Source organism: Nocardia jiangsuensis (genome assembly GCF_042650385.1).
In the GTDB taxonomy this organism is placed as follows: Bacteria; Actinomycetota; Actinomycetes; order Mycobacteriales; family Mycobacteriaceae; genus Nocardia; species Nocardia jiangsuensis.
Map to the genome: position 1 here is coordinate 161810 of NZ_JBHSAX010000019.1, position 26402 is coordinate 188211.

Below are 26402 nucleotides of genomic sequence, written 5' to 3' on the forward strand. Positions count from 1 at the left end.
CATCCCGCTCGGGACAGCAGCACTGTGAAGGTGGAGCCATTACGGTCGGAGGGTGAGCCGAACCCAGTGGACCGTTCGTGGTGAGACCGTGGTGGACGAGAATCGACACATCCGGCTGTCCACAGTCGATATCGAGCTGCCCGACGGCGTGACCTTCACCCAATATGTGGCACGGATGCCGCGGTGCGCCATGACGCTGGTGCTCAACGAACGCCGCGAAGCGCTGCTCATGTATCGGCACCGGTTCATCATCGACCGCTGGGTGTGGGAGCTGCCCGGTGGTTACGTCGACCACGCCGAAGACGTCGCCGCCGCTGCCGCCCGCGAGGTGGAGGAAGAGACCGGCTGGCGCCCGCTCGACATGGAACACCTGGTCACCTATCAGCCCGCTATCGGCACGCTGGACCAGCCGCAGCAGGTCTATCTGGCGCGCGGTGCCGAACTCACCGAAACCGCGCCCGACATCAACGAGGCCGAGGACATCCGGTGGATCCCGCTCGACGAAGCGGTCCGCATGATCGACCGCGAGGAAATCGTCGGCGCCGCAACGGTTGTCGCGGTGTACCGGGCTCTCAGTCTGCCCGCGTAGCCACCTCCAGCACCCGGTGCCGGAACTCGGCCACGTCGGGAATGTCGGCGTGCGGTGCCAGGCGGTGACGCACCTCACGCAGGTAGGCCAGGCTGCGGCGCGATTCGAGCCCGGCGGCCAGCGCAAGGGCTTCCCGGCCGATCCGCACCGCTTCGTGCGGGTCCTCATCGGCACGGGCCGAGGCGAGCAGGCAGAGGTTGAAGGCGCGGCCGCGGGTGTAGCCGCCGGACATGTCCAGTGATAGCTCGGCGAACTGTGCGGTGCGCGCGGTGTCGCCGAGGTCGCGGAAGCAGTGCGCGGTCTTGGCCGAGAGGTAGGCGGCGTCGAAGTAGTCCAGCCACGGCGGGCGGGCGTGGTCGGCGCGGTCGTAGGCTCGCTCGGCGGCATTGAGCGAGGTCGCGCACATGGAACCGTCCGAGCGGGCAGCATGGCCGTGCGCTTCCACCATGTGACACTCGGACTCCAGGACAGCCAATCCTGCTGTGCGCGCGGCGATCTGCGCGGCACGTGCGAGGTCGACGGCGTCGCCTGGGCGTCCGACGTAGGTAGCTTGGTGACTCATGGCCGCGAGGATTTCCGCGCCGAGCCCGGCGTCTCCGGCGGCGCGTGACATCCGGAGCGCCTGGATCAGGTACCGCTGCGCGAGCCCGTGTTCTTCGAGGTCGTAGGCGGCCCACCCGGCGAGCTTGGTCAGCTCGGCCGCGGTGGCGAACAGCTGGCGCCCGATCGGCTCCGGGTAGCTGCTCTGCAGCAGGGGAGCGACCGAGCTGTGCAGGTACTGCACGATCGTCGCCCGGACCTTCCCGCCGCCGACCCGGTTGTCCAGGTCGCGGAACGCGGCGGTCATGGTGCGCACCGCGTCGACATCGGTCTGCCCGATCCGCCGGAACCCCTGCCCGGACACGGGGTGTTCCGGGCCGGGCATCGTCAGCCAGCGCATGGACGCCGCGGGGTAGACCGCGACCGCGTACGACGCACCTACCAGGAACCGGCGGCGCTCCACATCACTCCTCCACAGGGCGGTCGCGGCGGCGGTGGCCTCCGCGATGCTGAGCGAGAATTCCAGCCCGATATCGGCGCTCGCCTGCCCGGCCACCATGCCGCAGTCCGCTGTGGTGACCCGACGCCCCGCGACCTCGGTGAGTACTTCGGCGATCAGCTCGGGGACCGGCGGATTCGGCTGTTCGCCGCCGAGCCACCGCCCGACCGCGGTGTGGTCGTAGGCGAGTTCCACGCCGACGGCGGCACCACGCTCGACCACCCGGCGCGCGAGTCCTTTGCGGCTCAAACGCACTTCGGTCACGAGGTCGGCGAGCTGGCGGTTCGGCTGTTTGGGCTGGCGTCCCATTTCCGCAGTGTGGCACGCGGATCGGAGCGGGACCACGATTCCGGCGCCGCGCACACCCCCCGTGCACACACCGGCCCGCCGCTCACGCCTTCCGGGAGAACACCCCCAGCGGTTGCCTGGACACGCACCCGGTGCGGGAACGTCGCGACCGACGCCCGACGCCGGTCCGCGCGGCCCACCGCTCTTCCTTGTGGGTCACCGGCGCCGGGTGCTCGACGCAGGGGAGAGAGCTATGGGGAGCCAGCCGGACGGTGCAGAGAGAGCGTGCCGCGATAACCAGCGCGATGGGACGCGTACCTATCGCTGTAGCGAGCCGCCTCCGGCGCTACAGCGCTGGGACGCCTCGAGCGTGCTCACCCGGCACGCGGGCCACGATCCGGCGCGGTGCCTGCCCTACGCCGCCGCGCTCGCCCGCCTGTCCACCCCGCTGTCGTGAGCGTCCCGCGCCCGACCCTGCCGCACTGGCGCGAGCTCACCTCGGTGTTCCGGTTTCCGCCGCGCCCGCACGACACCCAGTTACTCCAGCGGGCCCACATGCTGGCAGCTGTACACCGGGTGCGTGCTGGGAAGCCGGCCCGCGACGCGGCCTTCGAGGCCGGTCGCACGGCGCTGCGCCGCCACATCGCGGAATGGATCATCGAGCAGACCGGCGTTCACCCCGACGCCGCCGCCCAGTGCGCGACGGTCATCGACGACATGGCCGCCGCGCACATCACCGCGGAGCGACTGTTGCAGAGCAATCCGCCGCCCAGCGCCGAGCGGCTGCACGCCGCCTGGTCCGACGTCGGCTACCTCGCCGCCCACTGGGCCGACCTGGTCGCCGAGGTGGTCGACGGACAGCCGCCCGTGCGCCGGCCGCTGAAGTGCCGGTGATCCTGTTCGCCACCGTGGCCGCGCTGCTCGCCGTCGGACTGTGGGCACTGCCTGCCCATCCCAGTCCATCCGCCAACCCGTCGCGGACTCCGATCGTCGATCTCACGCCCTCGTTTCAAACGCTGTCGGCCGACCGCAGTTGGTCGAACCAAGTCATGATCGAGCGCGAGAAGCACGCGAGGCAGCAGAACGCGGGCAGCACCGGCCCTTCTCCGAACGCGACATGGCCGACTTGCTCGCGCTGGGACGGCCCACCCCCGGCTATGAATCACCGCACCGTCATCCTCCCGCCGCCGGAAGTACCCGTGCCGGGCGAGAAGAACGCAACCGGGCACGCGGAACCGAACGCGAGCGCGACCGCTGAACTCCGGATCGCCACCGATATCGAAGGCATTCGGGCGAAGTAGCGTAGGGCGCTCCCTACCAGGGCGACGGCTCGTAGTCCTTGAGGAAGCAGCCGTAGAGGTCGTCCCCCGATTCCCCGCGCACGATCGGGTCGTAGACCCGGGCCGCCCCATCGACGAGATCGAGCGGCGCGTGAAACCCCTCCTCGGCAAGCCGAATCTTGGTGTGGTGCGGCCGCTCATCGGTGATCCACCCGGTATCGACCGCGGTCATCAAAATCCGATCGGTCTCGAACATCTCCTTGGCACTGGTGCGCGTCAGCATATTCAGCGCAGCCTTCGCCATATTGGTGTGCGGATGCCCAGGGCCTTTGTAGCCGCGGCTGAACTGGCCCTCCATCGCGGAGACGTTCACGACGTACTTCCGTCGCGCGGCGGCGGCCGCCATGGCCGGACGCAACCGAGACACCAGGATGAACGGCGCGACCGAGTTACAGAGCTGCACCTCGAGCAGCTCGGTCGTCTCCACCTCGGCCACGGTCTGCACCCAGCTGTTGGTGTGCGTGATGTCCGGAACCAGCCCACCCGCATCGATCGCCACCCCGCGCGCGATCCGCTCGGGCGTGGCCGACCCCGCCACCAGCGCGAGCTCGGCGACATCGGCGGCGGTCAGCTCGGGCGCGAGTGCGGCGGTGAGTGCGGTCGGGTGCTTCTGCACTCCGGAGCTGAGCGTCATCACGTCGGGGCGCGGCCCGGAGGGCAGCGGCGCCGACTCGGCGTCGACCAGCGCGCTGTAGGCCCCCGCGGTGCGCCGCACGGTCTGCGCGGCATTGTTGATCAAGATATCCAGAGGCCCCTGCGCCGCCACGTCGTCGGCGAGCGCGATCACCTGCCCGGGGTCGCGGAGATCGATGCCGACGATCCGCAGCCGGTGCAACCAATCCGCACTGTCCTCCATGGCGCTGAACCGGCGCACGGCATCGTTCGGGAAGCGGGTGGTGATAGTCGTGTGCGCACCGTCGCGCAGCAGCCGCAGCGCGATGTACATGCCGATCTTGGCGCGGCCGCCGGTGAGCAGCGCCCGCTTGCCGGTGAGGTCGGCGCCCGCGTCGCGCTTGGCGTGACTGCGCGCCGCGCACTCGGGGCAGAGCTGGTGGTAGAACGCATCCACCCGCGTGTAGCGCTGCTTGCAGATGTAGCACGGCCGCGCTCGGAGCAGGGTGCCCGCGCTGGCCCCGGCCGCGGTGGAACTCAGCGGAATCCCCGCGGTCTCGTCGTCGATCCGATTCGGCGACCCGGTCGCGGTGGCGGCGACAACCGCCTTGTCCGCGGAGGCGACGGCATCCCGGACGGCATCCCGCTTGGCCTGCTTGAGCTTCTTGAACATGTGCCCGACGGCGCGCTGCACGGTGAGCGAGTCGGGGTGGTCCTTCTCCAGCTGCCCGGCCTGCTCCAGGACGCGGAGACAGGTCGCGAGGTCGGCGGGATCGATCGTGGTTTCGGCCATCGCGGCGGGCGGCATCTTTCTGGCGAGCGGGACAACGACCTGCCCATTCTCTCAAACGTCCCGGTGTGCTCCCGCCCACCCCGCGAGCCTTGTTGACAGCACGCCAATAGTGCTGGAATCTGGAGCGAACCTAGCGAGGAGAAGAGATGGCACGCGCCGTGTGGAGTGACGACGAGGTCGAGGCGGTCCGGGAGCTGTCCCGGACGTTCTTCGAGAAGGAGGTCGTGCCGCACGCGGAGAAGTTCGTCAAGCAGGGCCACCCGGACCGGGCGCTGTACAACCGCGCGGGGGAGCTCGGGCTGCTCTGCACCGGAATCCCCACCGAGTACGGCGGCGGCGGCGGCACCTTCGCGCACGAGGCGGCCATCATCGAGGAGCAGACGCGGGCGGGCGACGGCTCGCTCGGCATGCCGGTGCACACCTCGATCATCGCGCCCTACCTGCACCACTTCGGCTCCGAGGAGCTCAAGCGGCGGGTGCTGCCGAAGGCGGCCAGCGGCGAGATGGTGCTCTCCATCGGCATGACCGAGCCGGGCACCGGCTCCGACCTGCAGAACATCAAGACCCGCGCGGTGCGCGAGGGCGACGAGTACGTGATCAGCGGCTCGAAGATCTTCATCACCAACGGCTGGCTCTGCGACGGCATCATCATCGCCGCCAAGACCGACCCGACCAAGGGCGCGGCGGGCGTCTCGCTGATCTTCGCCGAGGTGAGCGACGACACCCCCGGCTTCGAGCGCGGCCGAATCCTGGACAAGATGGGCGGTAAGTCGCAGGACACCGCCGAGCTCTTCTTCGACGGCCTGCGCGTCCCCGCCTCGAACCTGCTCGGCGAGGCCGAGGGCCAGGGCTTCTACCAGATGATGCAGCTGCTGGCGCAGGAGCGGCTCGTCACCGCGATCATCGCGGTCGCCATGATGGAGCAGGCGGTGAAGATCACCGTCGAATACACGAAGGGCCGCGAGGCCTTCGGCAAGCCGCTCTTCGCGCTGCAGAACACCAAGTTCGAACTCGCCGAGTGCGCCACGCTGGCGAAGGTGAGCCGGACCTTCCTCGACGATTGCATCGCCAAGCACCTGGAGGGGAAGCTCGATATCCCGACCGCTGCCATGTCGAAGTACTGGCTCACCGATCAGCTCGGTATCGTTGTCGATCGCTGCCTGCAATTGTTCGGCGGCTACGGCTACATGACGGAGTATCCGATTTCCCAGCTCTACACCGGTGCTCGTGTGCTGCGCATTCTCGCGGGCAGCAACGAGGTGATGAAGGATCTCGTTGCCCGCTCGCTCTGAGACAGATACGGGAGAGGTGCCGCGCCGCCGTCGGCTGGAGCCGGACGAGCGGCGCGCGCAGATCCTGGCGTGCGCGATCGACATGTTCGGCGAGCGGCCGTACGCGGCCGTCTCCACCGCCGAGCTGGCGCAGCGCGCCGGGGTCGCGCGCGGCCTGATCAACCACTACTTCGGCAACAAGCGCGACCTCTACCTGGCGGTCGTGCGCCGCATGGTGACGCTGCCGCGTCAGGACGACATGGTGGTCCCGAGCGGTTCTCCGCGCGATCGGGTGGGAGCCAGCGTGACCTGGCTGCTCGACACCATCGCCGAGCACGGCAGCACCTGGGTCAAGGTCACCAGCCACGAGGGTGTCGGCGAGGACCCCGAGGTGCAGCAGATCCTGGACCAGGCCGACGACGCCGCCGCCGATCGGCTGCTCTCCATGGTCGGGCTCGGCGAATCGCCGCGCGGGGAGGAGCTGCGCGCGGTGGTGCGCGCCTTCGGCGGGCTGGTGAAAGTAGCCGGGCGGGAGTGGATAACGCGGGGCTCGCTGGAACGTGACCAAGTCCACATTCTCCTCACGGACGTGCTGCTCACGCTGGTGACGACGACCATGCCGGAGATCGATCGGCCCCGGAAATAGCGACCGTTCCCGACCGCTTGCTTGTTTCCCCTCTGGCTCCCGGGCAATTACCCCTATTCTTCTCCGTGATCGGGGCGTTATCGGGGAACTTTCGCCGCGAGACGAGGTGAGAGGGACCAGATGGTACGGACCGATCGATGGGCCGAGGACCGCCGCGCGGAATATCGCTACGGCGACCGCTGGAACGAGGACGAGCGCGACGAACGCCCCTCCGGTCAGTGGCCCCGGGTCGAGGACGACGACGACGACAACCGCGGCCCGCTGGTCAACCCGTACGCCGTCATCGCGCTGGTCGGCGCGCTGCTGCTGCTCTTCCCGATCGCGCTGGTCTTCGGGCTGATCGCCTTCGCGCACCCGCGCGGCAAGACCATGGCGGTCTTCGCGCTGCTGCTCGGCGCCGCCGAGGCCGCGGTCGTCGCCGGGCTCTTCGTGCTCGGTGGTTCGGCCTGGGACGACGTCCTCGACCGCGCGCAGAACACCGTCCGCGACACCAGCCAGACCACGGTGATGAGCCTGCCGCAGGCGCCCGCCCCCACGGTGCCCGCCACCGTCACCGTGCCCACTGCGGGCGACGCGGGCCCCGGCGCACCCGAGCCGGTCGCGACCGTCGCGCGCAAGGGCTCCTCCTGCACCGAGGTGCCGGTCGGCGCCATCGGCACCACCGCCGACGGCGACACCATGCTCTGCCTCGGCGCCGCAGGCGCGCAGACCTGGACCGGCCCCTACACCATCAACACCACCGTGCAGCAGCCGGGCGGGAGCTGTGACCCGAGCAAGGGCAAGTCGGCGCGCACCGGCGACAATCGGGCGCTGATCTGCGAGAGCGGCACGCGCGGCAGCGTGTGGGGGCTCTGGACCAGCGAGTAGTCAGCCCGCGGTGCGCGCGGTCAGGTCGTCGAGCAGGATCATCACCTCACCCGCGCGCGGCACCACCTCGACCAGCCGCACCCGCAGCGCCCGCACCTCGGCACCGGCCAGCGGCTGCACCGGCTCGTGGCCGATCCGCTGCCACTCCCCGGAGGCGGGCACCCGGCCGAGCGGCACCTCGCACCGGGCGCCGTCGGCGGTGACCAGATCGGCCGAGACCCGGATCTGCGCGTGCGGGGAGCGGACGTACACCCCCACCGCCGACACCTCCCCGCTGGGCGCGAAGGCCGGATCCGGCCGCGCCTCCAGCTCGATCTCCAGGTCGTTCTCCGCGTCCCGCACCAGCAGCACCAGCGCCCGCCGATCCGCCCCGCGCGTGCCGTCCGCATAGTCGACCGGCCGCTTGTCCGGCGCGCCCTCGGCGAAGGTGGTCAGATGCGTGCGGCCCGCGCCCGGGCCGGCGAGCGTCCAGCGCGCGGTGTTCTCGAAGTCGTCGAGGAGCACCTCGGTGTTCTCCGGCATCGGCTGCGTCCCTTCGTCGTTCGCGGGATGTCCCGCTCTGCACCTTAGGCGACGCACTCTGGACCAGCGAGGAGTCGTTTCGACTGCCTGGCATCGCAGTCGTCGAGGCGGTCGCGCAGCCAGCACCTCGGTGCTTTCGTCGCAGTGCGCTGGTCGGGTCTCAGCCCGGCTCGGCTACCGGGCCGAGCAGCGCCGGAACCTCGGGTGGCACGCTGAAGTAGGAGGCTTTCACCCCGTCCGGATAGCGGGCGACCAGGATGGGTGCGACACCTGCGGGGATCACACCTTCCTCCTGAAGCGCGGTGGTGAAACGGCGCAGCGGGCGGGTGAAGCCGCGTAGCATCCGCTCGTCGGCGTAATCACCCAGCTCGTAGACCTGCTGGCGGGTGATCCGGCCGTCCTTTGCGGATGCCGCGAGCCGGAGCGCTGCCGCCTGAACGGGGGCGTGCGTGTCCAGACGGTCCAGGAGCGCGGTCACCGCACTCGCGGTCCAGGCTTCGACGGGCACGTCATCGGTTTCCGACACCCGTTCGGCATCCGCTGTGGAGTCGCCGTGCACGGCCACGTGCAGGGCGCCTGCTCGGGCGAGCACGTCGGCGGGGCGCATGAGGAACAGCCGCCTGCCGGTCGACTCGGAGTATTCGAGAGTCAATTCCGGTCGCGGCCCGAGGAATTCGGACTGGTGGCGCCACCACCAGTCCTCCTTCTCGTCGCGGGTGATCAGAACGAGGTCGAGACCCTCCTGCTGTCCGTGCCGGGTTGCCTGGTACCAGACGAGATAGTCGCCTGCTCCGCCCTCGGGCAGATCGCCGCCCTGTTTGTCGGCGTCCTTGTAGCCGGGGGGAATCTCTTCCTCGATCCGGCGGTGCCCCTCCTCGACGCACGTCTTCCACTCGTCCTCGTCGAGGGGAGCGGTGACTCGCCCGTCCAGCAGCGCTTCGAGCTGTGCCAGAATCGGGTCGTCGGCACGCGCGGGGTGCGAACCCTCGAGCGCTGTTTCCAGTTCGGCACAGAGGGAGCCGGTGAATTCCCGCACCCGGCCGGTGATCGCGGCCAGTTCGTCGGAGCGGACTCCGACAGCCTTGGCCCACACCGACAGTGCGTTGCCGAGGCTGCGTTCGGCGCCCGTCACAGCCTCGGTTGCCGCCTTCGTCGCGGCGGCGAGACTGGTCTTCGAGCGCTGCCGGTGCCGCCAGAACTCGCGCAGTGCCTGGTGCGGCACGATCAGGCGATCGCCGAAGCTGGTGAAGATCCGGATCAGATCCTGGGAGGTCTGCGGACGGAAGCGATAGAGATCGAGAAGCACATTGGCGTCGACGGCGACGACCGCCTCCCGGAGGGCTCTGTCGTAGTCGTCGGAGGTAGGAATTTTGAAGCCTGCGAACTCCCCGTCGTACAGACCGTTCATGGCCCGCATCCTGCCTGACGATCGCCTGTCCCGCTGTCCGTCGAACGATGGGCAGCAGCAGACGAACCACTACGCCTCCTTGCGCGCCTTGCTCGGCTGCACCCGCGGCGGCTCGTTAGGCATCTTCGGGTAGTTGGGCGGCCAGGGGGCGTCCATGAGGCCGTCGGCGAGGTCGCGCTCGGACCACTCGAGCAGGGTGGCGATGGACTGCGGGGCGCGATCGGCCCAGGGGTCGCCGTGCTCGGCGAGCAGGGTGGGGACGGTGGCGATGGTCAGGTCTTCGGGTACGACGGTGTCCAGTGCCTCCCAGGTGATCGGGGTGGAGACCTGGGCGCCGACCTTGGGGCGCACGCACCAGGCGCCGAACACCGTTTTGTGCGGGGCGTTCTGGTTGTAGTCGACGAAGACGCGGCTGCCGCGCTCCTCCTTCCACCAGGCGGCGGTGATGCTCTCCGGGTGCCTGCGCTCGAGTTCGCGGGCGAGCGCGACGGCGGCGGCGCGCACCTGGTAGGCGTCCCAGCGCGGCTCGAGATCGATGTAGAGGTGCAGGCCGCGGGAGCCGGAGGTCTTGACCCAGGTCCGCATGCCGAGTTCGGCGCAGAGTTCGCGGACGCGGAGGGCGGCGGCGCGCAGGTCGGCGAAGCCGATGCCGGGGGAGGGGTCGAGGTCGACCCGGAGTTCGTCGGCGATCTCCAGGTCGGGGACGTGGTGCGGCCATACGTGAAAACCCAGGCAGCCGAGGTTCACCGCCCAGAGCACGTGCGCGAGGTCGTGCGCGACCAGCGCCTCGCCGGTGGTGCCGTTCGGGGTCGCGACCTGGACGGTGTGCAGCCAGTCCGGGGCGTTCGCCGGGACGCGCTTCTGGAACCAGGACTTGCCGGAGGCGCCGTCCGGGTGGCGCTCGAGCATGAGCGGGCGGCCGCCGATGGCGCGCAGCAGCGGCTCGGCGATCGACTCGTAGTAGCGCACCAGGTCGAGCTTGGTCTCGCCGCGCTTGGTGAAGTAGACCTTGTCCGGGTTGCTGACGGTGATCGTGCGGCCGCTCGCCTCGACCTCGATTCCCTTGGTGCTCACCGGGTCTCCTCGCGGAAGAGGGCGTGCAGCTCGGCCGGGGCCACCTCGTCGAGCTGGGCGTAGGTGCAGGACTCGGGGGTGCGGTCGGAGCGGAAGCGGACCAGCCTGCCGCCGTGCCGCAGCCGCCCGGACTGCACGTGCTCGTAGCGCACCTCGGCGACGAGCTCCACCCGCAGCGCCTCCCAAGAGAGGTCCTTGCCGCCGGTCCAGCGGCTCACCCCGCCGGGCATCTTGCCGTCGGCGGCGGCCTGGGCGGCGGCGTCGGCCCACTCCTTCCACGGATGCTCGGCCAGCGCGTTCTCCCGCAGCGGGGCCAGCTCGTCGACGAGTTCGCGGCGCCGGGCGGCGGTGAAGCTGCTGGCGACGCCGACGTGGTGCAGCCTGCCATCGTCGTCGAAGAGCCCGAGCAGCAGCGAGCCGACGCCCTGCCCGTCCTTGTGCCAGCGGAAACCGGCGACCGCGCAGTCCGCGGTGCGCTCGTGCTTGACCTTGAGCATCACCCGCTTGTCCCGCTGGTACGGCTCGGCGTCGCGCTTGACCATGACGCCGTCGAAGCCGGCGCCCTCGAAGCGGGTGAACCAGTCCTCGGCGATCTCCGGGTCGCGGGTGATCGGGGTCAGGTGCACCCGGGCCAGGGTGGTGTCGAGGATGCCCTCCAGCCTGCGGCGGCGCTCGGCGAAGGGCTGCTCGGTGAGGTCCTCGTCGCCGAGCGCGAGCAGGTCGAAGGCGACGAAGCTGGCCGGGGTCTCCTTGGCCAGCTTGGCCACCCGGGAGGCGGCCGGGTGCAGCCGGTTCTGCAGGGTGTCGAAGTCGAGGCCGTCGTCGGTGACCACCACGATCTCGCCGTCCACCACGCAGCGCGGCGGAAGCGCCGCGGCGAGCAGCTCGGCGACCTCGGGGAAGTACCTGGTCAGCGGGCGATCGTTGCGCGAGCCGAGCTCGATCTCGGCTCCGTCGCGGAACACCACGCAGCGGAACCCGTCCCACTTCGGCTCGAACGCGAGCCCCGGTTCCCGCGGCACGGCGGGAGCCGTCTTCGCCAGCATCGGCCGTACCGGTGGCATCACAGGCAGATCCACGCAACCTCCTCAGTCGTACGACAGACGGCGCGACGCCGGGAAAATCGTCGGTGCGCGCTCGATCGTAGGTCCGGGGACCGACAGACCGGGGGAGGTGCGGGGCTTAACCCTCCACCCAGCCGTGCTGCTCGGCGAACTCCGTGAGGCGGTCACGGATGGTGAGGATCTCACCGGCGGTCAACGCGGGACTCGCCTCGAGCAGCAGTTCCGTCACGAGACGTTTGTGCTCATCGGCCCCGAGCTGCCCGGCGGCGCGTTCGCGGCGGTGCTGCCGCGGCGCGGCGGCGGGGGCGGGGCCGGCGGCGGTGAGGTTGACGGCCTTGGGGCCACGGTCACCCTCGGTCATGTCGAATTCGAAGACCCTGCCCTCACGCAGCTCGTCCTCGTCGAGGCCGATGTCGTTCACGTGGACGAAGACGTCGGGGCCGCCGTCCTCGGGGCGGATGAACCCGAATCCACGTGCCGCGTCGTACGACACCAATTTCCCGATGGCCACCAACTCGCTCCTCGCCCTCGCTGTGCGGCCACTGTAGCCCGCGGTGCGGGAGCGGGCCGGGGAAAGGTCCCTTCGGGCGGATGGTGCCGCGGGTCAGGGGCGATAGAGCGCGCGGTAGGCGGTGATGGTGGCCACCAGGTGGTCGGTCATCTGGTCCCTGGTGGCGCGCAGCGACCCGTTCAGCCAGGCCGAGAAGACCCCGGCGTTGCCGCTGGCCATGGCGACCGCGGCGAGCCTGCGCCGCACCGGGTCCGCGATGTGCGCGAAGAGGTGGTCCTGCAGGAGCCGGGTGAAGGCGGGCATGACCGCGATGGTGGTCTGCCCCAGCCCGGTGCTGGAATACGGCTCGACAAGGAAGAGCCGGGACTTGCGCGGGTCGTCGAGCACCTTGTCCACCAGCAGCTCGGAGAGCGCCCGGTCCCGCGACGGGTCGTCGGCGACGGCGAAGGCGGTCATCGGCCCGAGGAACTCCTCGGCGACCTGGCGGTAGAGCACGTCGAGCAGTTCGTCGCGGCCGGCGAAGCTCTCGTAGAAGTAGCGGTCGGTGAGCCCGGCCCTGCGGCAGACGGCCCGCATGGTGACCCCGGCCGCGCCCGACTCGCCGATCAGGTCGAGCGCCGCGTCCAGCAGACCGGCGCGCCGCGCCTCCCGGCGCTCGGTGAGCGTGGTCCCACCCCAGATCCGGGCTCCCGTGTCGTCGGATGGTCTTTCGGTCTGCACGGCCTCACCCTAGTCGGTGCCGCCGCGCGCCCCGGCCCTGCGGCCTCGCGGCCTCCCGGCAAATCGAGTCAACATACCGAACGGAAGGTTTTCCATTATCTCCGGGAATCACCGAACCGTGTTCCCGAAGAATAGAACCGACCAGCTGGAATTGTTCTAGCCGGGTGAACATCGGAATTCGAGAAAACAGGCACGCGTGCCGAATATCGGACGGGTTACTCGTCGTCCAGCCCGGCCGAGAGATAGGCCGCCGCCGCGAGCCACTGCCGACAGCTGGGGCCGTGCGCGTCGTGCGCCCGCAGCATCTCCCTGGCCTGTCGATAGGTGAGCCCGCGCGGCTCCGAATTGCAATCCGGCACAGTCGAATCCGGCACCGGGCGCGGCGTCTGCGCGCTGATCGCGGTCGCCCCGGCGATCCCGATCCGGGAGGTTCGGAATGGCTGGCTCATCTGGACCGCCCCTCACATCTGGCTGCGGGAGGTCGACACCCAGCGGAAACGGCCCGCTGGGCCGGAATGGAGATACCGCGTGCCTCCCCGACTTTCGAGGTCGAGTTTTGCATTCATCGCTTACAAATGCAAGTACATCTGTACGAACGACCAGTGTCGGGGATGGGCTCGACCGCCGATCTCGACGGCGGCGATCGCCCTTGTGCGTCTTGCCCTTCCGGCTCCGCCGCGCCCCGGCGGCCGCTGCGGCGCGCACCCGGCCGGGCGGACTCGAGCGTACCGGCGCCGCGCCGGGCGCCGCCGTGCGAGAGTGGCCGGATCCGCCACGATCGCGGATCGTTTGCGGCGCGGCTGTTTTCGTGTGACCCGTGGTCCACGGGGCCCTCCGGGGTTGTGGCGGTGCGGGATCGAGCTCGCAAGGGCACTTGATCCCGAGATTCGGCCTGGCAGTGGCGACGTGGGGGTAAACGCCAGGTCAACGACGTTCCCCGAGACCACCCCCGACCGCGGCACCCGTGCTACAGTCCGGATTGTGGGTGCAGATGCAAGAACGTTTGCGTGTGCATCTGCAAATTCTGGCGATCTGTCGTAGAAAAACAGGAGACGGCGAATGTCTGCAACATCGGTGCGTGCAACGGAGCGGCCGGCCGACGACGCGTGGAAGAAGAGCACCTTCAGCAATCCGAGCGGGAACTGCGTGGAAGTCGCGGAGACCAGCAACGGCCTGGTGGCGGTGCGCAATTCGCGGCAGCCGGACGGTGCGGTGATCTACTACACCCGCCCGGAGATCGATGCCTTCGTGCGTGGCGCGAAAGCGGGAGAGTTCGACTATCTGACCGCCTGAGCGGTAGCATTGGCGATCGGTGCGGTGTGCCCCACGGCTCGAAGGGTGTTCGGCGAGTAAGGCTGTTCGTTCAAACGAGAAAACAGCGGAAACTCGGAGCGGTGGTGGCACACTGTGGGCTATCCCCGAGTATCGGAGAAGAACCTCCATGATCGCTGAACCCGACGGCTTCGATGAAACCGACGGCACAACCGGCTCCGGCAGCCTCGACGGCTCCGCTGTCCCCGGATCGAGCGGCCGCGGCAACCCCGCCCCCGATCGCGGGCCCACCGTGCTGCGCATCGCGCTCGGTGGCCAGCTCCGGAAGCTTCGTGAGCACAAGAACATCACGCGTGAGCAGGCGGGGGAGCACATCCGCGGTTCGCACGCCAAGATCAGCCGGTTGGAGCTGGGGCGCACCGGTTTCAAGGAACGCGACATCCGCGACCTGCTGACGCTCTACGGCGTCACCGACCGGGCGCGGCGCGACGAGTTCCTCGATCTCGCCAAGCAGGCCAACGAGCCGGGCTGGTGGCACCACTACAACGATCTGCTTCCCTCGTGGTTCGGCACCTACCTCGGCCTGGAGCAGGCGGCGAGCAAGATCCGCACCTACGAGGCGCACCTCATTCCCGGGCTGCTGCAGACCTCGGACTACACCCGCGCGGTCGTCTCGCTCGGCTACGAGGACGCCAACACCGATCGCCGGGTCGACATGCGGATGCGCAGGCAGGAGATCCTGACCCGCACCGACCCGCCGGTGGTCTGGGCAGTCGTCGACGAGGCCGCGCTGCACCGCCCGGTCGGCGGCCCCGCCGTGCACCGCGCGCAGATGGAGCACCTGATCGAGCTCGCCGCGCTGCCCAATGTCACGCTGCAGGTGCTGCCCTACACCGCGGGCGAGCACGCCGCGGCGGGCAGCTCGTTCAGCATCCTGCGCTTCGCCGAGCAGGAGCTGCCCGACGTCGTCTACCTCGAGCACCTGACCAGCGCGCTCTACCTGGACCGCAGGCAGGATCTCGCGCTGTACCTCTCGGTCATGGACCGGCTGAGCGTGCAAGCCGCGACGCCGGAGGACTCCCTGAAGATCTTCGCGGACTACGCCGAGAAGATCGACCCGCGGTAGCAGCTTTCTCCCAGACCAGCGCCGCACCGGTGGATACCGGTGCGGCGCTGGCATTTCTGTTGGCTCCGATGACTCGCGCGCGCCGGTGGGGGCGCGCGCGAGGCACCGAAGGTCTGTTCGGCTGCCGCCCGCATCCGCGCGGGCGGCGCGGATCACGGCGTCAGGCAGGTGGCGGCGATCCGCCAGAAGGTGTCCGGCTGCAGCGCCTCGACCTCCCAGTCCTCGGACAGCGCGTGCGCCGTGCTGACGATGCGGTCGATGTCGAAGTCGGCGCGCGTGGCCGCCCCGGTCGATTCGACCGCGTGGATGACGTAGGCGGTCGCGGATTCCCGCGTGCCGATCATCGCTGCCTGTTGCCCGTACCGGGCCGAGAAAGTATTCATGATCAAACCGTTCGCCGGCCCGTCGGCCAGTGCGATCCCGGCGGCGCCGTCGCGCTCGCCGTGTAGTGGTGGATTCATTCGATAACCCCTTACCTCCGACGGCAGTGAACACCCGGCAACAATCGCCGGCCACTCCCTGCCGTGGCCTCCCTGTGTCCCCTGTCGAGCGTTGCGCGACCGAGTTTAGGGCCGTCCGCCTTTCAAATGCAAGCACATCTGTACATCCGCTTGAGTGTCGGGGAAACCGGTCGAAACGTTACGGACCAGTAATTACGCGAGGTAAAGGGCGGTCGGAGAGTCAGTTTTCGGTGGGCATCCGGGGGCTGCACCACGAGTCTTTCAGATTCACGATTCCCGTCTCGCAAGCCGCTGTGGCCGGAAATATTCCGGCTGTCCAGCGCGGTTCGGTGAGTATCCGCCGGTTGGGGCCTGGTCGAGCGTGGAGCGAGTTCGGGAATCGAGCTATTCGGACAATTGACCAGTTGCCCGAGCTGGCGGGCATCCGGTATTCGCCGCGTGCGCGCCCAGCGGAATTGCCCGAAAAGGCGGCACCCCTTTCCGCTTTATTTGCCGGGAGAAAGCCGGGCGCGCACGGATGGCTAATTCAGAGTTACCGAAGTGCGGTGATCGCCGCCGCGATCGGAGTTTCTCCGGCCACCACTTCCAGTGTCGCCCCGGCCGTTTCCGGGGCGTCCAGCAGCGCCACCAGGACCGCCGCGACGTCGGCGCGCGGGATATCGGAGCGCCCGACCCGCTGTCCGATCGTGACCGCGCCGGTGGCCGGATCGTCGGTCAGCCTGCCCGGCCGCAGCACGGTCCAGTCCAGGTCGCGTCCGCGCAGATCGTCCTCGGCCTGGGTCTTGGCGTCCAGGTAGGCGCGCCACACCTCGTCGGTGCCATCGGGTGCGGGCTCGCCCGCGCCCATGGAGGAGATCTGCAGGAACCGGCGCACGCCTGCCGCCTCGGCGGCGGTGGCGGCCAGCACCGAGCCGTCCCGGTCCACCGCGTACTTGCGCGCGACCCCGCTGCCCGCGCCCGCGCCCGCCGCGAAGACGACGGCGTCGGCGCCGTCGAGCGCGACGGCGAGCTGTTCGGCGTCGGTGTTCTCCACGTCGAGCAGGACCGCCCGCGCACCCGCGGCGGCCACCTCGGCCCCGTGCGCCGGATTGCGGATCAGCGCCACCGGCTCGTCGCCGCGTTCGCTGAGCAGCCCCGCCAGCAGCAGGGCGATCTTGCCGTGTCCACCTACCAGGACGACACGCATGGTGCTCTCCTTCCGGTTTCGCCTCGCCCGGCGCCGGAGATCAGCGCTCCGGTCCGCCGGGATTACAGGCCGCCTGCACGACCGCGTCGTAGCCGACGGCCGGACGCCAGGGTTCCAGATTCCAGCTCGGCTTGTTCGGCGCGGCCAGCCGCGCCCACACCCAGTGGCAGCGGAACTGGTCGTACATGCCCGCGGAGTCGGCCTCCGGCGCGGCGGTGAGCACCTCGAGCCAGGCGCGGTTCTCGGCGCCGGGGAAGGGGGTGCGGCGCCCGGCGTCGGTGGGGAAGACGAGCAGCCTGGCGCCGTCCTGGCCCGCGATCCACTCGGCGCGGTCGATCAGCGGCTGACCGGCGTACGGGTCGACGGTGGGCAGCCCGGCCGGGGTCAGCTCGGGGGGCGCCGTCGTGGTGGCGATCGTCGTGCTGGGGATCGTCGTGGTCGGCGGGGCGGCGGCCGGTTCGTCGGCGCCGCAGCCCGCCGTGAGCGCGATCCCGGCGACGGTCAGTACCGCCGCGAAACCCCGCCGTCCACTCTTCGACAACCGCCTCGACACGCTTCGGTCCTCCCCGTTCGGCACCGGGGCGAGCCTAGCGGGTGCGGGTCAGTGCCAGAGCGAGCGGCAGGGCAGCCTGCGCAGCTCGGGGCGCACCTTGCCGTCGACGGTCACGGTGAGCCCGGCCTGCACCGCGGCGGAGGTGAACTCCCACGCCTCGGTGTGCGTGGCGGCGTACTCCAGGACCAGCAGATCGTCGGGGTTCGGCCCGTCGAAGTAGACGGTGATCCGGCGGGTGGGAACCTCCTCGGTGCCGACGAGCGGGTAGCGGGTCGCGCTGGTGACCGTGCTGTCCATGACGCCGTCTCCTTCCCGGCGCCGGAGTGCGACGCCGCCCCTCGACGGTAAATCCAGCACCATGGCCGGGAACATGTTCCGCGCCCTCGCTTGGACAACTCACAGCCGCCTCCGGAGCGGGTGTGGCGTTCTCACGAGGTGGACCAGCGGCGACCCGCGCCGGGTTCACAGCGAAATCCCCCGGGCGTTGTGACGTGTCGGTATGTTGTGATCGCGCTGGGTCGGGTGGGGTGTCTGCGAACAATGATGGTCGGTAGCTCGGAGCAGGGGAAGGCGGCAGCCATGGGTCGTACGCGGTTCGCTCGGCGACGGGTGGCGCTCCTCGGCGCAGCCGCGCTGGGGCTGGCGCTGGCCGCCGCCCCGGCGAGCGCGGCACCGCTCTACCCGGCGCCCGACCCCGACCCCTTCTACGCCACCCCGGCCGATATCGCCGAGCTGGCGCCCGGCGCCGTGATCGCGGTGCGGCCGATGCCCGCGCTGCCCGCCTTTCCGGAGACCGCGGTCACGGTGGTGCGCTTCCGCTCCACCAGCTCCGAGGGCGCGCCCATCGCGGCCACCTCGACCGTGCTCACCCCGCGCGGGCACCGGCCGGGCGGGCCGCTGCTCTCGTACCAGCACATCATCAACGGCCTCGGCGCCGAGTGCTCGGTCTCCCGGGTGCTCTACACCGCGAACCCGGATCTGATGGTGAAGGAGGCGCCCGCGCTGAACGTCGCGCTGGCCAGGGGCTGGAGCGTCGCGCTGCCCGACCATCTCGGCCCGAACTTCGCCTACGGCGCCGCCAAGCTCGGCGGCATGATCACCCTGGACGGCATCCGCGCGGTGCGCCAGGTCGGCGAGCTCGGCGTCGGCGGGTCGCCGGTGACCATGGCCGGCTACTCCGGCGGCGGCATGGCCACCGCGTGGGCGGCCGCGCTGGCGCCGCGCTACGCGCCGGAGCTGGAGATCGCCGGTGCCGCGCTGGGCGGGGTGCCGATGAACCTGGTGTCGATGATGGAGCAGCTCGGCTTCGCCGCGCACCCGGTCTTCGGGCTGGCGCTGGCCGCCGGGCTCGGGCTGGAGCGCGAGTACCCGGACCGCTTCCCGCTCAGCGAGCAGCTCAACGAGCGCGGCCTCGCGGCGCGCGCGGCCATGGCGAACAGCTGCACCAACGGCATCCTCGCCGCGGGCGCGGGCCGCGGTGTCATGGACTTCGCGCGCACCACCTCCATGATCAGCAGCCCCGAGGCGCGCGCGGTGGTGGAGGAGAACAGCCTCGAGCTCTACGACGGCGTCCCGACCATGCCGATCTACGAGTGGCATTCGCCGATCGACGGGCTGATCCCGATCGACGCCATCGTGCGGACCGATCGGCGCTGGTGCGCCGCGGGCACCCCGCTGCAGGCCGAACTCACCCCGGTGCCCGACCACCTCACCGCCGCTGTGCTTGGCCTGCCCGGCGCGTTGACGTGGCTGGAGGGCCGCTTCCGCGGCGATCCGGCGCCCAGTAACTGCTGAGGCGTGACAAACGGGTCGCGGGACGGTCTCGGGGCCCTGTTTCCGATTGCGAATCGGCGACGCGCCCCCAACGGAACGAATACACGCACCTGCGAGCAACTGTCGTCCCCCACACTGATCTCCCTGGCCTCGGTGCCGGAGGGGGGATTTCGGGGGCCGAAGTCCGCACTTCTCCGGTGTCCTGGCAACGCCACCGCACCCGGGGAAGTGTGCCATGCGATTTCGTGCCACCGTCGTCACGTTGCTGCTCTGCCTTCCGATCGCCGCGGCTCCGGCCGCGCTCGCGGAACCGCCCGCACCGCGACCGGTTCCGCCGACCCTGAACATCCCGGGGCTGCCCCCGATCGCGCTGCCGGTGCTCCCGGCGCCCGCGGCGGGAATCCCGGTGCCGCCGCTGCACGAACTGGTCGACGCGCTGGTGCCCGCCCCGCCGGTGCCTGCGCTCCCGGCGCCCGTGCCCGGGGTCGAAGTGCCCGAGCTGGCACCGGATCTGGCGGCGTTCCGGCAGGCGGTGCTTCCCGCGGCCACCGGTGACCCGCTCTTCGACCGCTGGCCGCTCGACCTCGCCGACCGGCTGCCCGGCGAGGTGCTGGAGATCCGCGACATCACCGCCTCGGCCGCCCCGCTCGTGCTGGTGCCGATCCGGCAGGCGACGCTGCTCAAGTTCCGCACCACCGACGCGCACGGCGAGCCCTCCTTCGCCACCGCGACGCTCGTGGTGCCCGCGGCCGCGTGGACCGGGGAGGGGCCGCGGCCGGTGCTGGTGAACAACCTGCCGATCGATGCGCTCGGCAAGCGCTGCACGCCCGGGTACACCATGGCGCACGGCCTCTCGTTCGACACCAACGTCACCGACTTCGTCCCGCCGACCACCGCGCTGGCCGCCGCGCGCGGCTACGCGGTGCTCATCCCGGACCACGAGGGACCCTGGATGGCCTACGCCGAACCGGTGGTCGCCGGGCACGCCGTGCTCGATTCCATCCGGGCCGCGCGCGGCTGGAACCACGAGGAGTTCGCCGGGAGCCGCTTCGCCATGACCGGCTACTCGGGTGGCGCGATCGCCACGCACGGCGCGGTGAAGATGCTGCCCGGCTACGCCCCCGAACTCGCGGACTCGGTGGTCGGGGCGGCGCTCGGCGGGGTCCCCGCCGACTTCGAGATCCTGGCCCGCAGCATGAACGCGAACCTGGCCTCCGGGGTGTTCATGGCGGCGATCCTCGCCATCGGCCGGGAGCGCCCGGCGATCCTGGACCGGGTCAACCACCTGGGCCGCTGGGTGGCGCTCTCGCCGATCAAGGACGAGTGCATCGGGGTCTTCGCGCTGCCCGGGCTGCTGCAGCTCTCGGTCGACGTCGCCGCCGACATGGCGAACCCGCTCGGCTCCGAGCTGGCTGCGGAGATCTACGCGGTGACCCGGATGCCCGGCATCCGCTCGCCGGTTCCGCTCTACATCTACAACGGCGACCAGGAGTTCTGGATCCCGGCCGAGGGCGCGCGCAATCTGTACCGGGAGCAGTGCGCGCTCGGCGCGAACGCGGTCTACCGCGGGGTGCTCGGCGAGCACATCATCGGCGCGGCGACCGGCTACCCGGAGGCGGTGCGCTGGCTGGACCAGCGGCTGCGCGGAGTGGCGGCGCGCTCGGAGTGCTGATGTGAGGTGTCGGTGGGCGCCGCCGGTCCGGTTTGTCGCCGGGCACAGAATCGGCGGCGACACCGCGAGCCCGCCCGGCGCTGCCGGTACCGTGGGCCGCTCCGGCCGCACCCGGCGGCCGGAGGTCGCGGAGAGCAGCAGATGAACGACAGCACCACCCTCGCCTCCGACCAGGCGAAGGCCCTGGTCGGATCCCACTTCCGGCTCGCCGACCACTTCGAGGTGGGGCGCGAGAAGATCCGCGAGTTCGCCAGGGCGGTGCAGGACCGGCACCCGGCGCACCGGCGCGAGGACGCCGCCGCCGAGCTGGGGTACAAGGGCATCATCGCCCCGCTGACCTTCCCCTCCATCGTGTGGATGCTCATGCAGCGCGCGCTCTTCGACTCGGTGCTCACCGGCTACGACATCAGCCAGATGCTGCAGACCGAGCAGCGCATCCGGATGCACCGGCCGCTGGTCGCAGGCGACGTGCTCGGCTGCGACGCCTGGTTCGAGTCGTTCCGGCAGTTCGGCGACAAGGACTTCCTGGTCAGCCGGAACGTGCTGACCGATGCCGACGGACACGTGCTGCAGACCGCGCACAGCACGGTGGTCGCGCAGACCGGCCCGGCTCGGGTCGGCGGCTTCGCCGACGCGGTGGACGGGGTGATCATGACCGGCACCTCGCTCGCCGCCCGCACCGGCGCCGAGGAGGCCGCGGCGGAGCCGGGCATCGCCGCGGTCACCGGCGAGCCTGCGGCCGTGCCGGGGGTGGACGAGTGGGCGGTGCGCATCCCGCGCACCCGGCCGGCCTTCGAGGAACTGCGGGTCGGCGACGAGCTGCCCGCCCGCTCCTTCCCGCTCTCCCGCGGCGACCTGGTGAACTACGCCGGGGTCTCCGGCGACACCAACCCCATCCACTTCAGCGACGAGATCGCCGCGGCCGTCGGGCTGCCCGACGTGGTCGCGCACGGCCTGCTCACCATGGGGCTCGGCGCCGGCTACCTCACCGGGTGGCTCGGCGACCCGGCCGCCGTCGTCGAGTACGGCGTCCGGTTCAGCGGTTTCGCGCCGGTCGCGGCGGCCCGCGCGGCGTCGGTGCGGTTCACCGGGCGGGTCAGGGCGCTCGACCCGGTGCGCCGCTCGGCCACGCTGAGCATCGGCGCGACCTGCGGCGGCAGCAAACTCTTCGGGAAGGCGAGCGCGGAGGTGCTGCTGCGCTGAGCCGCAGGGCAGCGCGGGGGGCCGGTCCGGACGATGCCCGGTGCGGGCCCGGCCGCGGTACCGATCGGTCGCAAAGGCCAGGCCGGAGCCTTTTCCGCTAGGATGGGCGATTGCGTTGCGGCGGTGCGCTTTTCGCTGTGCTTACAGATGTAAGCACAGATGTGCGGTCTTCGATAAACCAGCGCTGGTGATCGTGGATTCATGTCGGACCCACATGGCAGTATCGGTCCATGCGAGCCTCGCAAGGACGACTCTCCCCCGTGCGGAACAGCGAAATGCGGTACTCAGAAGTGCAATCTTCAGACGAATCGCCCGATCCCGCGCCCGGGGGTGAGGGCGGGCCGACTGCGCTGCGGATGGTGCTCGGCGCCCGGCTCCGCAGGCTCAGGGAGGCGTGCGGCATCACCAGGGAGGGCGCGGGCGAGGCGATCCGCGGCTCGCACTCCAAGATCAGCCGACTGGAGCTGGGCCGCACCGGTTTCCGCGAGCGCGACCTGAACGACCTGCTCGCGCTGTACGGCGTCACCGACCCGGAGGAGTGCGGCGAGTACCTGGCGCTGGCCAGGCAGGCCAATGCCTCCGGCTGGTGGCACCGGGACAACGACTGGCTGCCGAAGTGGTTCGACACCTACCTCGGGCTGGAGAACGCGGCGCGGCTGATCCGCGGCTTCGAGCCGCGGGTGGTGCCCGAGCTGCTGCAGACCCCCGACTACGCCCGCGCGCTCATCGCGCTCGCGCACCCGGGGGAGTCCGAGGATGTGATCGAGCGCCGGGTCGCGCTGCGCATGCGGCGCCAGGAGATCCTGGACCGCGCGCACCCGCCGCAGCTGTGGCTGGTGGTCGAGGAGGCCGCGCTGCGCCGCCCGATCGGCGGCTCGATGATCTGGCAGGCCCAGCTGGACCACCTGGAGCGGGCGGCGGCCCGCCCGAACGTCACGGTGCAGGTGATCGCCGACCACGTCGGCGGCCCCGCCGTGGCCGAGGGCGGCTTCACCGTGCTCCGCTTCGCCGAGCCCGACCTGCCCGACATCGTCTACCTGCAGCAGCTCACCAGCGCGCTGTACCTGGACAAGCGCACCGACCTGGACGCCTACCTCGCCGTGGCCAACCAGCTCTCGGTGCACGCGGCGCCGCCCGAATACACCCCCGGCCTGCTCGCCGCGCTGCGCAGGCGGCAGCCGGAGATCATGGACCGCCCGGCCGGGGAGCGGTAGCCACGCTCGTACCGAATGCGAAGGAACTTCGGCGAGTACCGGCGCGCAGCGAAGTCCGGCCGCGCACCCGGGTTGCCGCATCGGGGGCGCGGTAGCCGACGATCATCGCCTCCCCCCGTCGTGCGATTTCGCGCGCGGGGTCTCGGAAAGCGAGGTCGCGATGACTTCCTCAGCACTGCACGACAGCACCACCGCGCGCCGCAGCAACCGCGGCAGCGACAGCTACGACGGCATCGAGCCGTTGCTGGAACAGCTCGCAGCCATGGACGCCGGTGACCCCGCCCGCCCCCGGCTGCGCGAGGAGGTCATGCGCCGCTGCCTGCCGCTGGCCGACCACATCGCCCGCCGCTTCACCGGCCGCGGCGAAACCTACGACGACCTGCACCAGAGCGCCTCGCTCGGGCTCGTCCTCGCGGTCGACCGCTACGACCCCGCCCGCGGCGCCAGCTTCCTCGCCTTCGCCGTGCCCACCGTGATGGGTGAGGTGCGCAGGCACTTCCGCGACCGCACCTGGGCGCTGCGGGTGCCCCGCCGGGTGAAGGAGACCCAGCTGGCGATCGGGCCGACGGTGGAGCGGCTCTGCCACGAGTACGGCCGGACGCCGACCGCGCTGGAGATCGCGGTGGCGCTGGACCTGGACCTGGTCGAGGTCACCCAGGCGCTGCTCGCCGGCAACGCCTACCGCACCAACTCGCTCGACGCCGCCGCCGACGACGAGGAGGGCGGCGGAATCGCGGCCCAGGTCAGCGAGCGGCTCGGTGAAACCGACCCCGCTTACGGCATCTGCGACGACGCGCTCGCCGTCGCCCCGCTGCTGCGCGAGCTGAGCGAGCGGGACCGGCTGGTGCTGCGGCTGCGCTTCTTCGAGAACTACACCCAGGCCCAGATCGCCGCCGAGCTCGGGGTCTCGCAGATGCACATCTCCCGCATCCTCTCCCGCACACTGGCCAGGCTGCGCCAGCGCGCGCTGCGCGATTGAACCGGGTGCCGGACCGCGCGGCCCCGGACGGGGTGTTTGGGCGCGGGGAAACCGGGTATGCGCGCGCGGTGGGTGCGGCAGACGAGGGTCCGGGCCGAGCCCGGGCCGGCCTGCTGCGGCTCGGTCCGGGCCGGGTGCTGCTGGAGACCGACGACCTCATCGTGGCCGAGACCGAACTGAGCAGCCTCTACGGGCCGGTGCGGCTCGGCTCGACGAGTGCCTCCCTGCCGATCCGGGTGCTGCGCCAGGAGGTCGGGCCGGTTACCCACAGCGCCGTCCGGATCGGCGGCGAACTCGGCTACGACGCGGAACCGGCGGGCCACTGGAGCATTCTGGTGCTGCGCGCCGGCGTGCTCGAAACCCGATTCGGCGCCGCCGAGCCGCAGCGGATCACCGCGGGCCGGGTGGTGGCGATGGAGCTGCCCGAGCTGCCGCGGGCGGGCGTCGTCCGGCGGGCGAGCTGGCAGTCGGTCTCGCTCCCGCCGGAGACGCTGGCCAGGGTCGACGACCGGGGCCGGAACGGGCAGGCCGCCCGGCCTGCCGGGCACGACCCGGTGAGCCCCGCGGCGGCGGCGCGCATGATCGCCGCCATCGAGCACTTCGGCGCTGTCGCCGCCGCGCCGACGGCCACGCCGCTGCTGGCCGGGGTAGCTGCCGAGTATCTGGCCGCGGTCGTGCTGGACACTTTCCCCTGCACCGGCGAGCGCGGCCCGACCGCGGTGGATCGCAACGACGCGCACCCGGAGACCGTGCGCCGGGCCGTCGCCTACATGGAGAGCCACGCCCGCGAGGACATCGCGCTCGCCGATATCGCCGCCGCCGCGTACGTGACGATTCGCGGCGTGCAGCTGGCGTTCCGCAGGCACCTCGGCACCACCCCGGTGCACTACCTGCGCCGGATCCGGTTGTCGGGCGCGCACGCCGAGCTGGTCGCGGCGGCCCCCGGTTCCGGGCGCACGGTCGGCGCGATCGCCGCGGACTGGGGCTTCTCCAACGCGGGCCGCTTCGCCATCGCCTACCGGCACGCCTACGGCTGCAGCCCCAGCGTCACCCTCAACCGCTGACCGCCTCCGTTTCTGCCGGTTAGAAACGCGGAGCCGCGGGGTAGCCGCGTGGTTCCGAGAGACGGCGGAGGGAGCGGCGGTGCCGGTGGACTGGGTGGTATCGGCGGTGGAGCGGTTCGGGTTCGCGCGCGGACAACTGGTACGCGAGATCGGCTGTGCCGATGACGCCGACCGCGAGGTGCGCGGGCGGGTGGAGGCCATCACCGGGCGCAGCCTCACCGGGTCCGGCGGCCACCGCTGCCCGGACGGGCTGCTGGTGTGGCTGCGCGCGGGCGAGGGCGATCCGGTGCAGGTGCTGCTCGGCTGCGGCGAGGCGATGACCGCGCGCTCCCGGCTCTGGGTGCTGACCCCGAAGGTCGACCGGCCGGGCCACCTGGACCCGCTCGCCGTGGTCGACGCGGCGGGGCGCGCGGGGTTGCACCGGGTGGGCCGGGTGGACGTGTTCGACGACTGGAACGCCACCGGGCTGCGGCTCTTCCGCGGGCAGCGCTGACCCGGGGAGCGGTGGCCGCGGCGGGGAAGGGTGTCCGCCGCGGCCGCCTCGCGGTCCGGCCCCGTCAGTCCCGCAGTGCGCGGGCGCGCAGCGCGGCCAGGGTCCGGGACAGGATCCGGGAGATGTGCATCTGCGAGACGCCGAACTCCTCGGCGATCTGCGCCTGCGTCCGGTTCTCGAAGTACCGCAGGTAGAGCACGCGCCGGTCGCGCTCGCTGAGCCTGCGCAGCAGCGGGGCGACGGCGATGGCGTCCTCGCACAGCTCGTAGGAGGGGTCGTTCGCGCCGAGCGCCTCGGTGATCTGCGCGGGGACCGGGCCGCCGCCGGCGTCGTCGGCGGGGGAGTCGATCGGGTTGGTGCGGTAGGCATTGCCTGCGAGCAGCGCCTGGGTCACCTCGATCAGGTCGAGGTCGAGTTCCATGGCGATCTCCACCGCGGTCGGCATCCGGCCGCGGTGCTGGCTCAGCTTCTCGATGACCGGCCCGATGGCGAGCTGGGTCTCCTTGACCCGGCGGGGCACCCGCAGCGCCCAGGTGCGGTCGCGGAAGTGCCTGCGCACCTCGCCCATGACGGTCGGGATGGCGAAGGCGAGGAAGCTGGCGCCGCGGGCGGGGTCGTAGCGGTCGACCGCGAGGACGAGCCCGAGCGAGGCGCTCTGGTGC

General features: G+C 71.0%; 29 protein-coding genes. 15 read left to right on the forward strand and 14 right to left on the reverse strand.

Features of this window, described 5'->3' with window-relative positions; genetic code table 11:
* The first annotated feature begins 52 nt into the window (after window positions 1–52).
* Window positions 53–589, forward strand: coding sequence for an NUDIX domain-containing protein (locus ACFO0B_RS23615; protein ID WP_378614750.1), 537 nt, complete (start codon window positions 53–55; stop codon window positions 587–589).
* On the opposite strand, the gene ACFO0B_RS23620 is transcribed toward ACFO0B_RS23615, so the two are convergent.
* A complete protein-coding gene (locus ACFO0B_RS23620; protein WP_378614751.1) occupies window positions 573–1937 on the reverse strand; it encodes a hypothetical protein in 1365 nt (454 codons plus the stop codon). The two genes, ACFO0B_RS23615 and ACFO0B_RS23620, sit on opposite strands and share 17 nt — an antisense overlap.
* Before the next feature lie 432 nt (window positions 1938–2369).
* Between ACFO0B_RS23620 and ACFO0B_RS23625 the strand changes: the two genes are divergently transcribed.
* Entirely contained in the window at window positions 2370–2810 is a 441-nt protein-coding gene (locus tag ACFO0B_RS23625; RefSeq protein WP_378614752.1) for a hypothetical protein, read from the forward strand.
* Complete coding sequence (locus tag ACFO0B_RS23630; protein WP_378614753.1) at window positions 2807–3217, forward strand: hypothetical protein; 411 nt, start codon at window positions 2807–2809, stop codon at window positions 3215–3217. The genes ACFO0B_RS23625 and ACFO0B_RS23630 overlap by 4 nt, the downstream gene beginning before the upstream one ends.
* Before the next feature lie 13 nt (window positions 3218–3230).
* On the opposite strand, the gene ACFO0B_RS23635 is transcribed toward ACFO0B_RS23630, so the two are convergent.
* The gene (locus ACFO0B_RS23635; RefSeq protein ID WP_378614754.1) at window positions 3231–4661 is read right to left on the reverse strand and encodes an SDR family NAD(P)-dependent oxidoreductase; all 1431 of its coding nucleotides are present in this window, start codon (window positions 4659–4661) and stop codon (window positions 3231–3233) included.
* 146 nt (window positions 4662–4807) lie between these two features.
* Here ACFO0B_RS23635 and ACFO0B_RS23640 point away from each other — a divergent pair, with 146 nt between their 5' ends.
* The 3 genes from ACFO0B_RS23640 to ACFO0B_RS23650 all read left to right on the forward strand — a co-directional run bounded on the left by ACFO0B_RS23640 (window position 4808) and on the right by ACFO0B_RS23650 (window position 7445).
* The gene (locus ACFO0B_RS23640) at window positions 4808–5953 is read left to right on the forward strand and encodes an acyl-CoA dehydrogenase family protein (protein ID WP_378614755.1); all 1146 of its coding nucleotides are present in this window, start codon (window positions 4808–4810) and stop codon (window positions 5951–5953) included.
* Window positions 5954–5969: 16 nt separating this feature from the next.
* Window positions 5970–6578, forward strand: a complete 609-nt coding sequence (locus tag ACFO0B_RS23645) for a TetR/AcrR family transcriptional regulator (protein WP_378614756.1) — start codon at window positions 5970–5972, stop codon at window positions 6576–6578.
* Between the two features lie 120 nt (window positions 6579–6698).
* Window positions 6699–7445 carry a hypothetical protein gene (locus ACFO0B_RS23650; protein WP_378614757.1) on the forward strand — a complete coding sequence of 249 codons (747 nt, stop codon included), beginning with the start codon at window positions 6699–6701 and terminating at the stop codon, window positions 7443–7445.
* Here the strand turns inward: ACFO0B_RS23650 and ACFO0B_RS23655 are convergent, their stop codons facing one another.
* From ACFO0B_RS23655 to ACFO0B_RS23685, 7 genes are all read right to left on the reverse strand, one after another.
* Window positions 7446–7967, reverse strand: a complete 522-nt coding sequence (locus ACFO0B_RS23655) for a hypothetical protein (RefSeq protein WP_378614758.1) — start codon at window positions 7965–7967, stop codon at window positions 7446–7448. It abuts the gene before it with no gap.
* 160 nt (window positions 7968–8127) lie between these two features.
* On the reverse strand, window positions 8128–9375 hold the full coding sequence (locus ACFO0B_RS23660) for a PIN-like domain-containing protein (protein ID WP_378614759.1): 1248 nt from the start codon (window positions 9373–9375) through the stop codon (window positions 8128–8130).
* A gap of 69 nt (window positions 9376–9444) precedes the next feature.
* Window positions 9445–10449, reverse strand: coding sequence for a non-homologous end-joining DNA ligase (gene ligD / locus ACFO0B_RS23665; RefSeq protein ID WP_378614760.1), 1005 nt, complete (start codon window positions 10447–10449; stop codon window positions 9445–9447).
* Window positions 10446–11528 carry an ATP-dependent DNA ligase gene (locus ACFO0B_RS23670; protein WP_378614761.1) on the reverse strand — a complete coding sequence of 361 codons (1083 nt, stop codon included), beginning with the start codon at window positions 11526–11528 and terminating at the stop codon, window positions 10446–10448. The genes ligD and ACFO0B_RS23670 overlap by 4 nt, the downstream gene beginning before the upstream one ends.
* 103 nt (window positions 11529–11631) lie before the next feature.
* Window positions 11632–12027 carry a cold-shock protein gene (locus ACFO0B_RS23675; protein WP_378614762.1) on the reverse strand — a complete coding sequence of 132 codons (396 nt, stop codon included), beginning with the start codon at window positions 12025–12027 and terminating at the stop codon, window positions 11632–11634.
* Between the two features lie 90 nt (window positions 12028–12117).
* Window positions 12118–12744, reverse strand: coding sequence for a TetR/AcrR family transcriptional regulator (locus ACFO0B_RS23680; protein ID WP_378614763.1), 627 nt, complete (start codon window positions 12742–12744; stop codon window positions 12118–12120).
* A 215-nt stretch (window positions 12745–12959) separates the two neighbouring features.
* Window positions 12960–13193: a hypothetical protein gene (locus tag ACFO0B_RS23685; protein WP_378614764.1), complete on the reverse strand. Its 234-nt coding sequence runs from the start codon at window positions 13191–13193 to the stop codon at window positions 12960–12962.
* A gap of 610 nt (window positions 13194–13803) precedes the next feature.
* Here ACFO0B_RS23685 and ACFO0B_RS23690 point away from each other — a divergent pair.
* Both ACFO0B_RS23690 and ACFO0B_RS23695 read left to right on the forward strand, forming a co-directional pair.
* On the forward strand, window positions 13804–14037 hold the full coding sequence (locus ACFO0B_RS23690; protein WP_233017640.1) for a DUF397 domain-containing protein: 234 nt from the start codon (window positions 13804–13806) through the stop codon (window positions 14035–14037).
* A gap of 148 nt (window positions 14038–14185) precedes the next feature.
* Complete coding sequence (locus tag ACFO0B_RS23695; protein ID WP_378614765.1) at window positions 14186–15142, forward strand: helix-turn-helix domain-containing protein; 957 nt, start codon at window positions 14186–14188, stop codon at window positions 15140–15142.
* Window positions 15143–15294: 152 nt separating this feature from the next.
* On the opposite strand, the gene ACFO0B_RS23700 is transcribed toward ACFO0B_RS23695, so the two are convergent.
* The 4 genes from ACFO0B_RS23700 to ACFO0B_RS23715 form a co-directional block, all read right to left on the reverse strand.
* Window positions 15295–15603, reverse strand: a complete 309-nt coding sequence (locus ACFO0B_RS23700; protein WP_378614766.1) for a hypothetical protein — start codon at window positions 15601–15603, stop codon at window positions 15295–15297.
* A 532-nt stretch (window positions 15604–16135) separates the two neighbouring features.
* Entirely contained in the window at window positions 16136–16789 is a 654-nt protein-coding gene (locus ACFO0B_RS23705; RefSeq protein WP_378614767.1) for an NAD(P)H-binding protein, read from the reverse strand.
* A 40-nt stretch (window positions 16790–16829) separates the two neighbouring features.
* Window positions 16830–17342, reverse strand: a complete 513-nt coding sequence (locus ACFO0B_RS23710; RefSeq protein WP_378614768.1) for a DUF2599 domain-containing protein — start codon at window positions 17340–17342, stop codon at window positions 16830–16832.
* Window positions 17343–17390: 48 nt separating this feature from the next.
* Window positions 17391–17639 (reverse strand): hypothetical protein, encoded by a 249-nt coding sequence (locus ACFO0B_RS23715; RefSeq protein ID WP_233017644.1) that lies wholly within the window; start codon window positions 17637–17639, stop codon window positions 17391–17393.
* A gap of 282 nt (window positions 17640–17921) precedes the next feature.
* On the opposite strand from ACFO0B_RS23715, the gene ACFO0B_RS23720 reads away from it, so the two are divergent.
* The 7 genes from ACFO0B_RS23720 to ACFO0B_RS23750 all read left to right on the forward strand — a co-directional run bounded on the left by ACFO0B_RS23720 (window position 17922) and on the right by ACFO0B_RS23750 (window position 25740).
* Complete coding sequence (locus tag ACFO0B_RS23720) at window positions 17922–19136, forward strand: lipase family protein (RefSeq protein ID WP_378614769.1); 1215 nt, start codon at window positions 17922–17924, stop codon at window positions 19134–19136.
* 214 nt (window positions 19137–19350) lie between these two features.
* Window positions 19351–20787, forward strand: a complete 1437-nt coding sequence (locus tag ACFO0B_RS23725) for a lipase family protein (protein ID WP_378614770.1) — start codon at window positions 19351–19353, stop codon at window positions 20785–20787.
* Window positions 20788–20928: 141 nt separating this feature from the next.
* Entirely contained in the window at window positions 20929–21990 is a 1062-nt protein-coding gene (locus ACFO0B_RS23730) for a fused (3R)-hydroxyacyl-ACP dehydratase subunits HadA/HadB (protein ID WP_378614771.1), read from the forward strand.
* A gap of 356 nt (window positions 21991–22346) precedes the next feature.
* Entirely contained in the window at window positions 22347–23204 is an 858-nt protein-coding gene (locus tag ACFO0B_RS23735) for a helix-turn-helix domain-containing protein (protein ID WP_378615283.1), read from the forward strand.
* Window positions 23205–23364: 160 nt separating this feature from the next.
* Entirely contained in the window at window positions 23365–24183 is an 819-nt protein-coding gene (locus ACFO0B_RS23740) for a SigB/SigF/SigG family RNA polymerase sigma factor (protein ID WP_378614772.1), read from the forward strand.
* 68 nt (window positions 24184–24251) lie between these two features.
* Window positions 24252–25247 (forward strand): helix-turn-helix domain-containing protein, encoded by a 996-nt coding sequence (locus ACFO0B_RS23745; protein WP_378614773.1) that lies wholly within the window; start codon window positions 24252–24254, stop codon window positions 25245–25247.
* Window positions 25248–25326: 79 nt separating this feature from the next.
* Window positions 25327–25740 carry a DUF3052 family protein gene (locus ACFO0B_RS23750; RefSeq protein WP_378614774.1) on the forward strand — a complete coding sequence of 138 codons (414 nt, stop codon included), beginning with the start codon at window positions 25327–25329 and terminating at the stop codon, window positions 25738–25740.
* A gap of 64 nt (window positions 25741–25804) precedes the next feature.
* Here ACFO0B_RS23750 and ACFO0B_RS23755 read toward each other — a convergent pair.
* The coding region (locus tag ACFO0B_RS23755) for a sigma-70 family RNA polymerase sigma factor (RefSeq protein ID WP_378614775.1) at window positions 25805–26402 on the reverse strand (598 nt) is incomplete at its 5' end.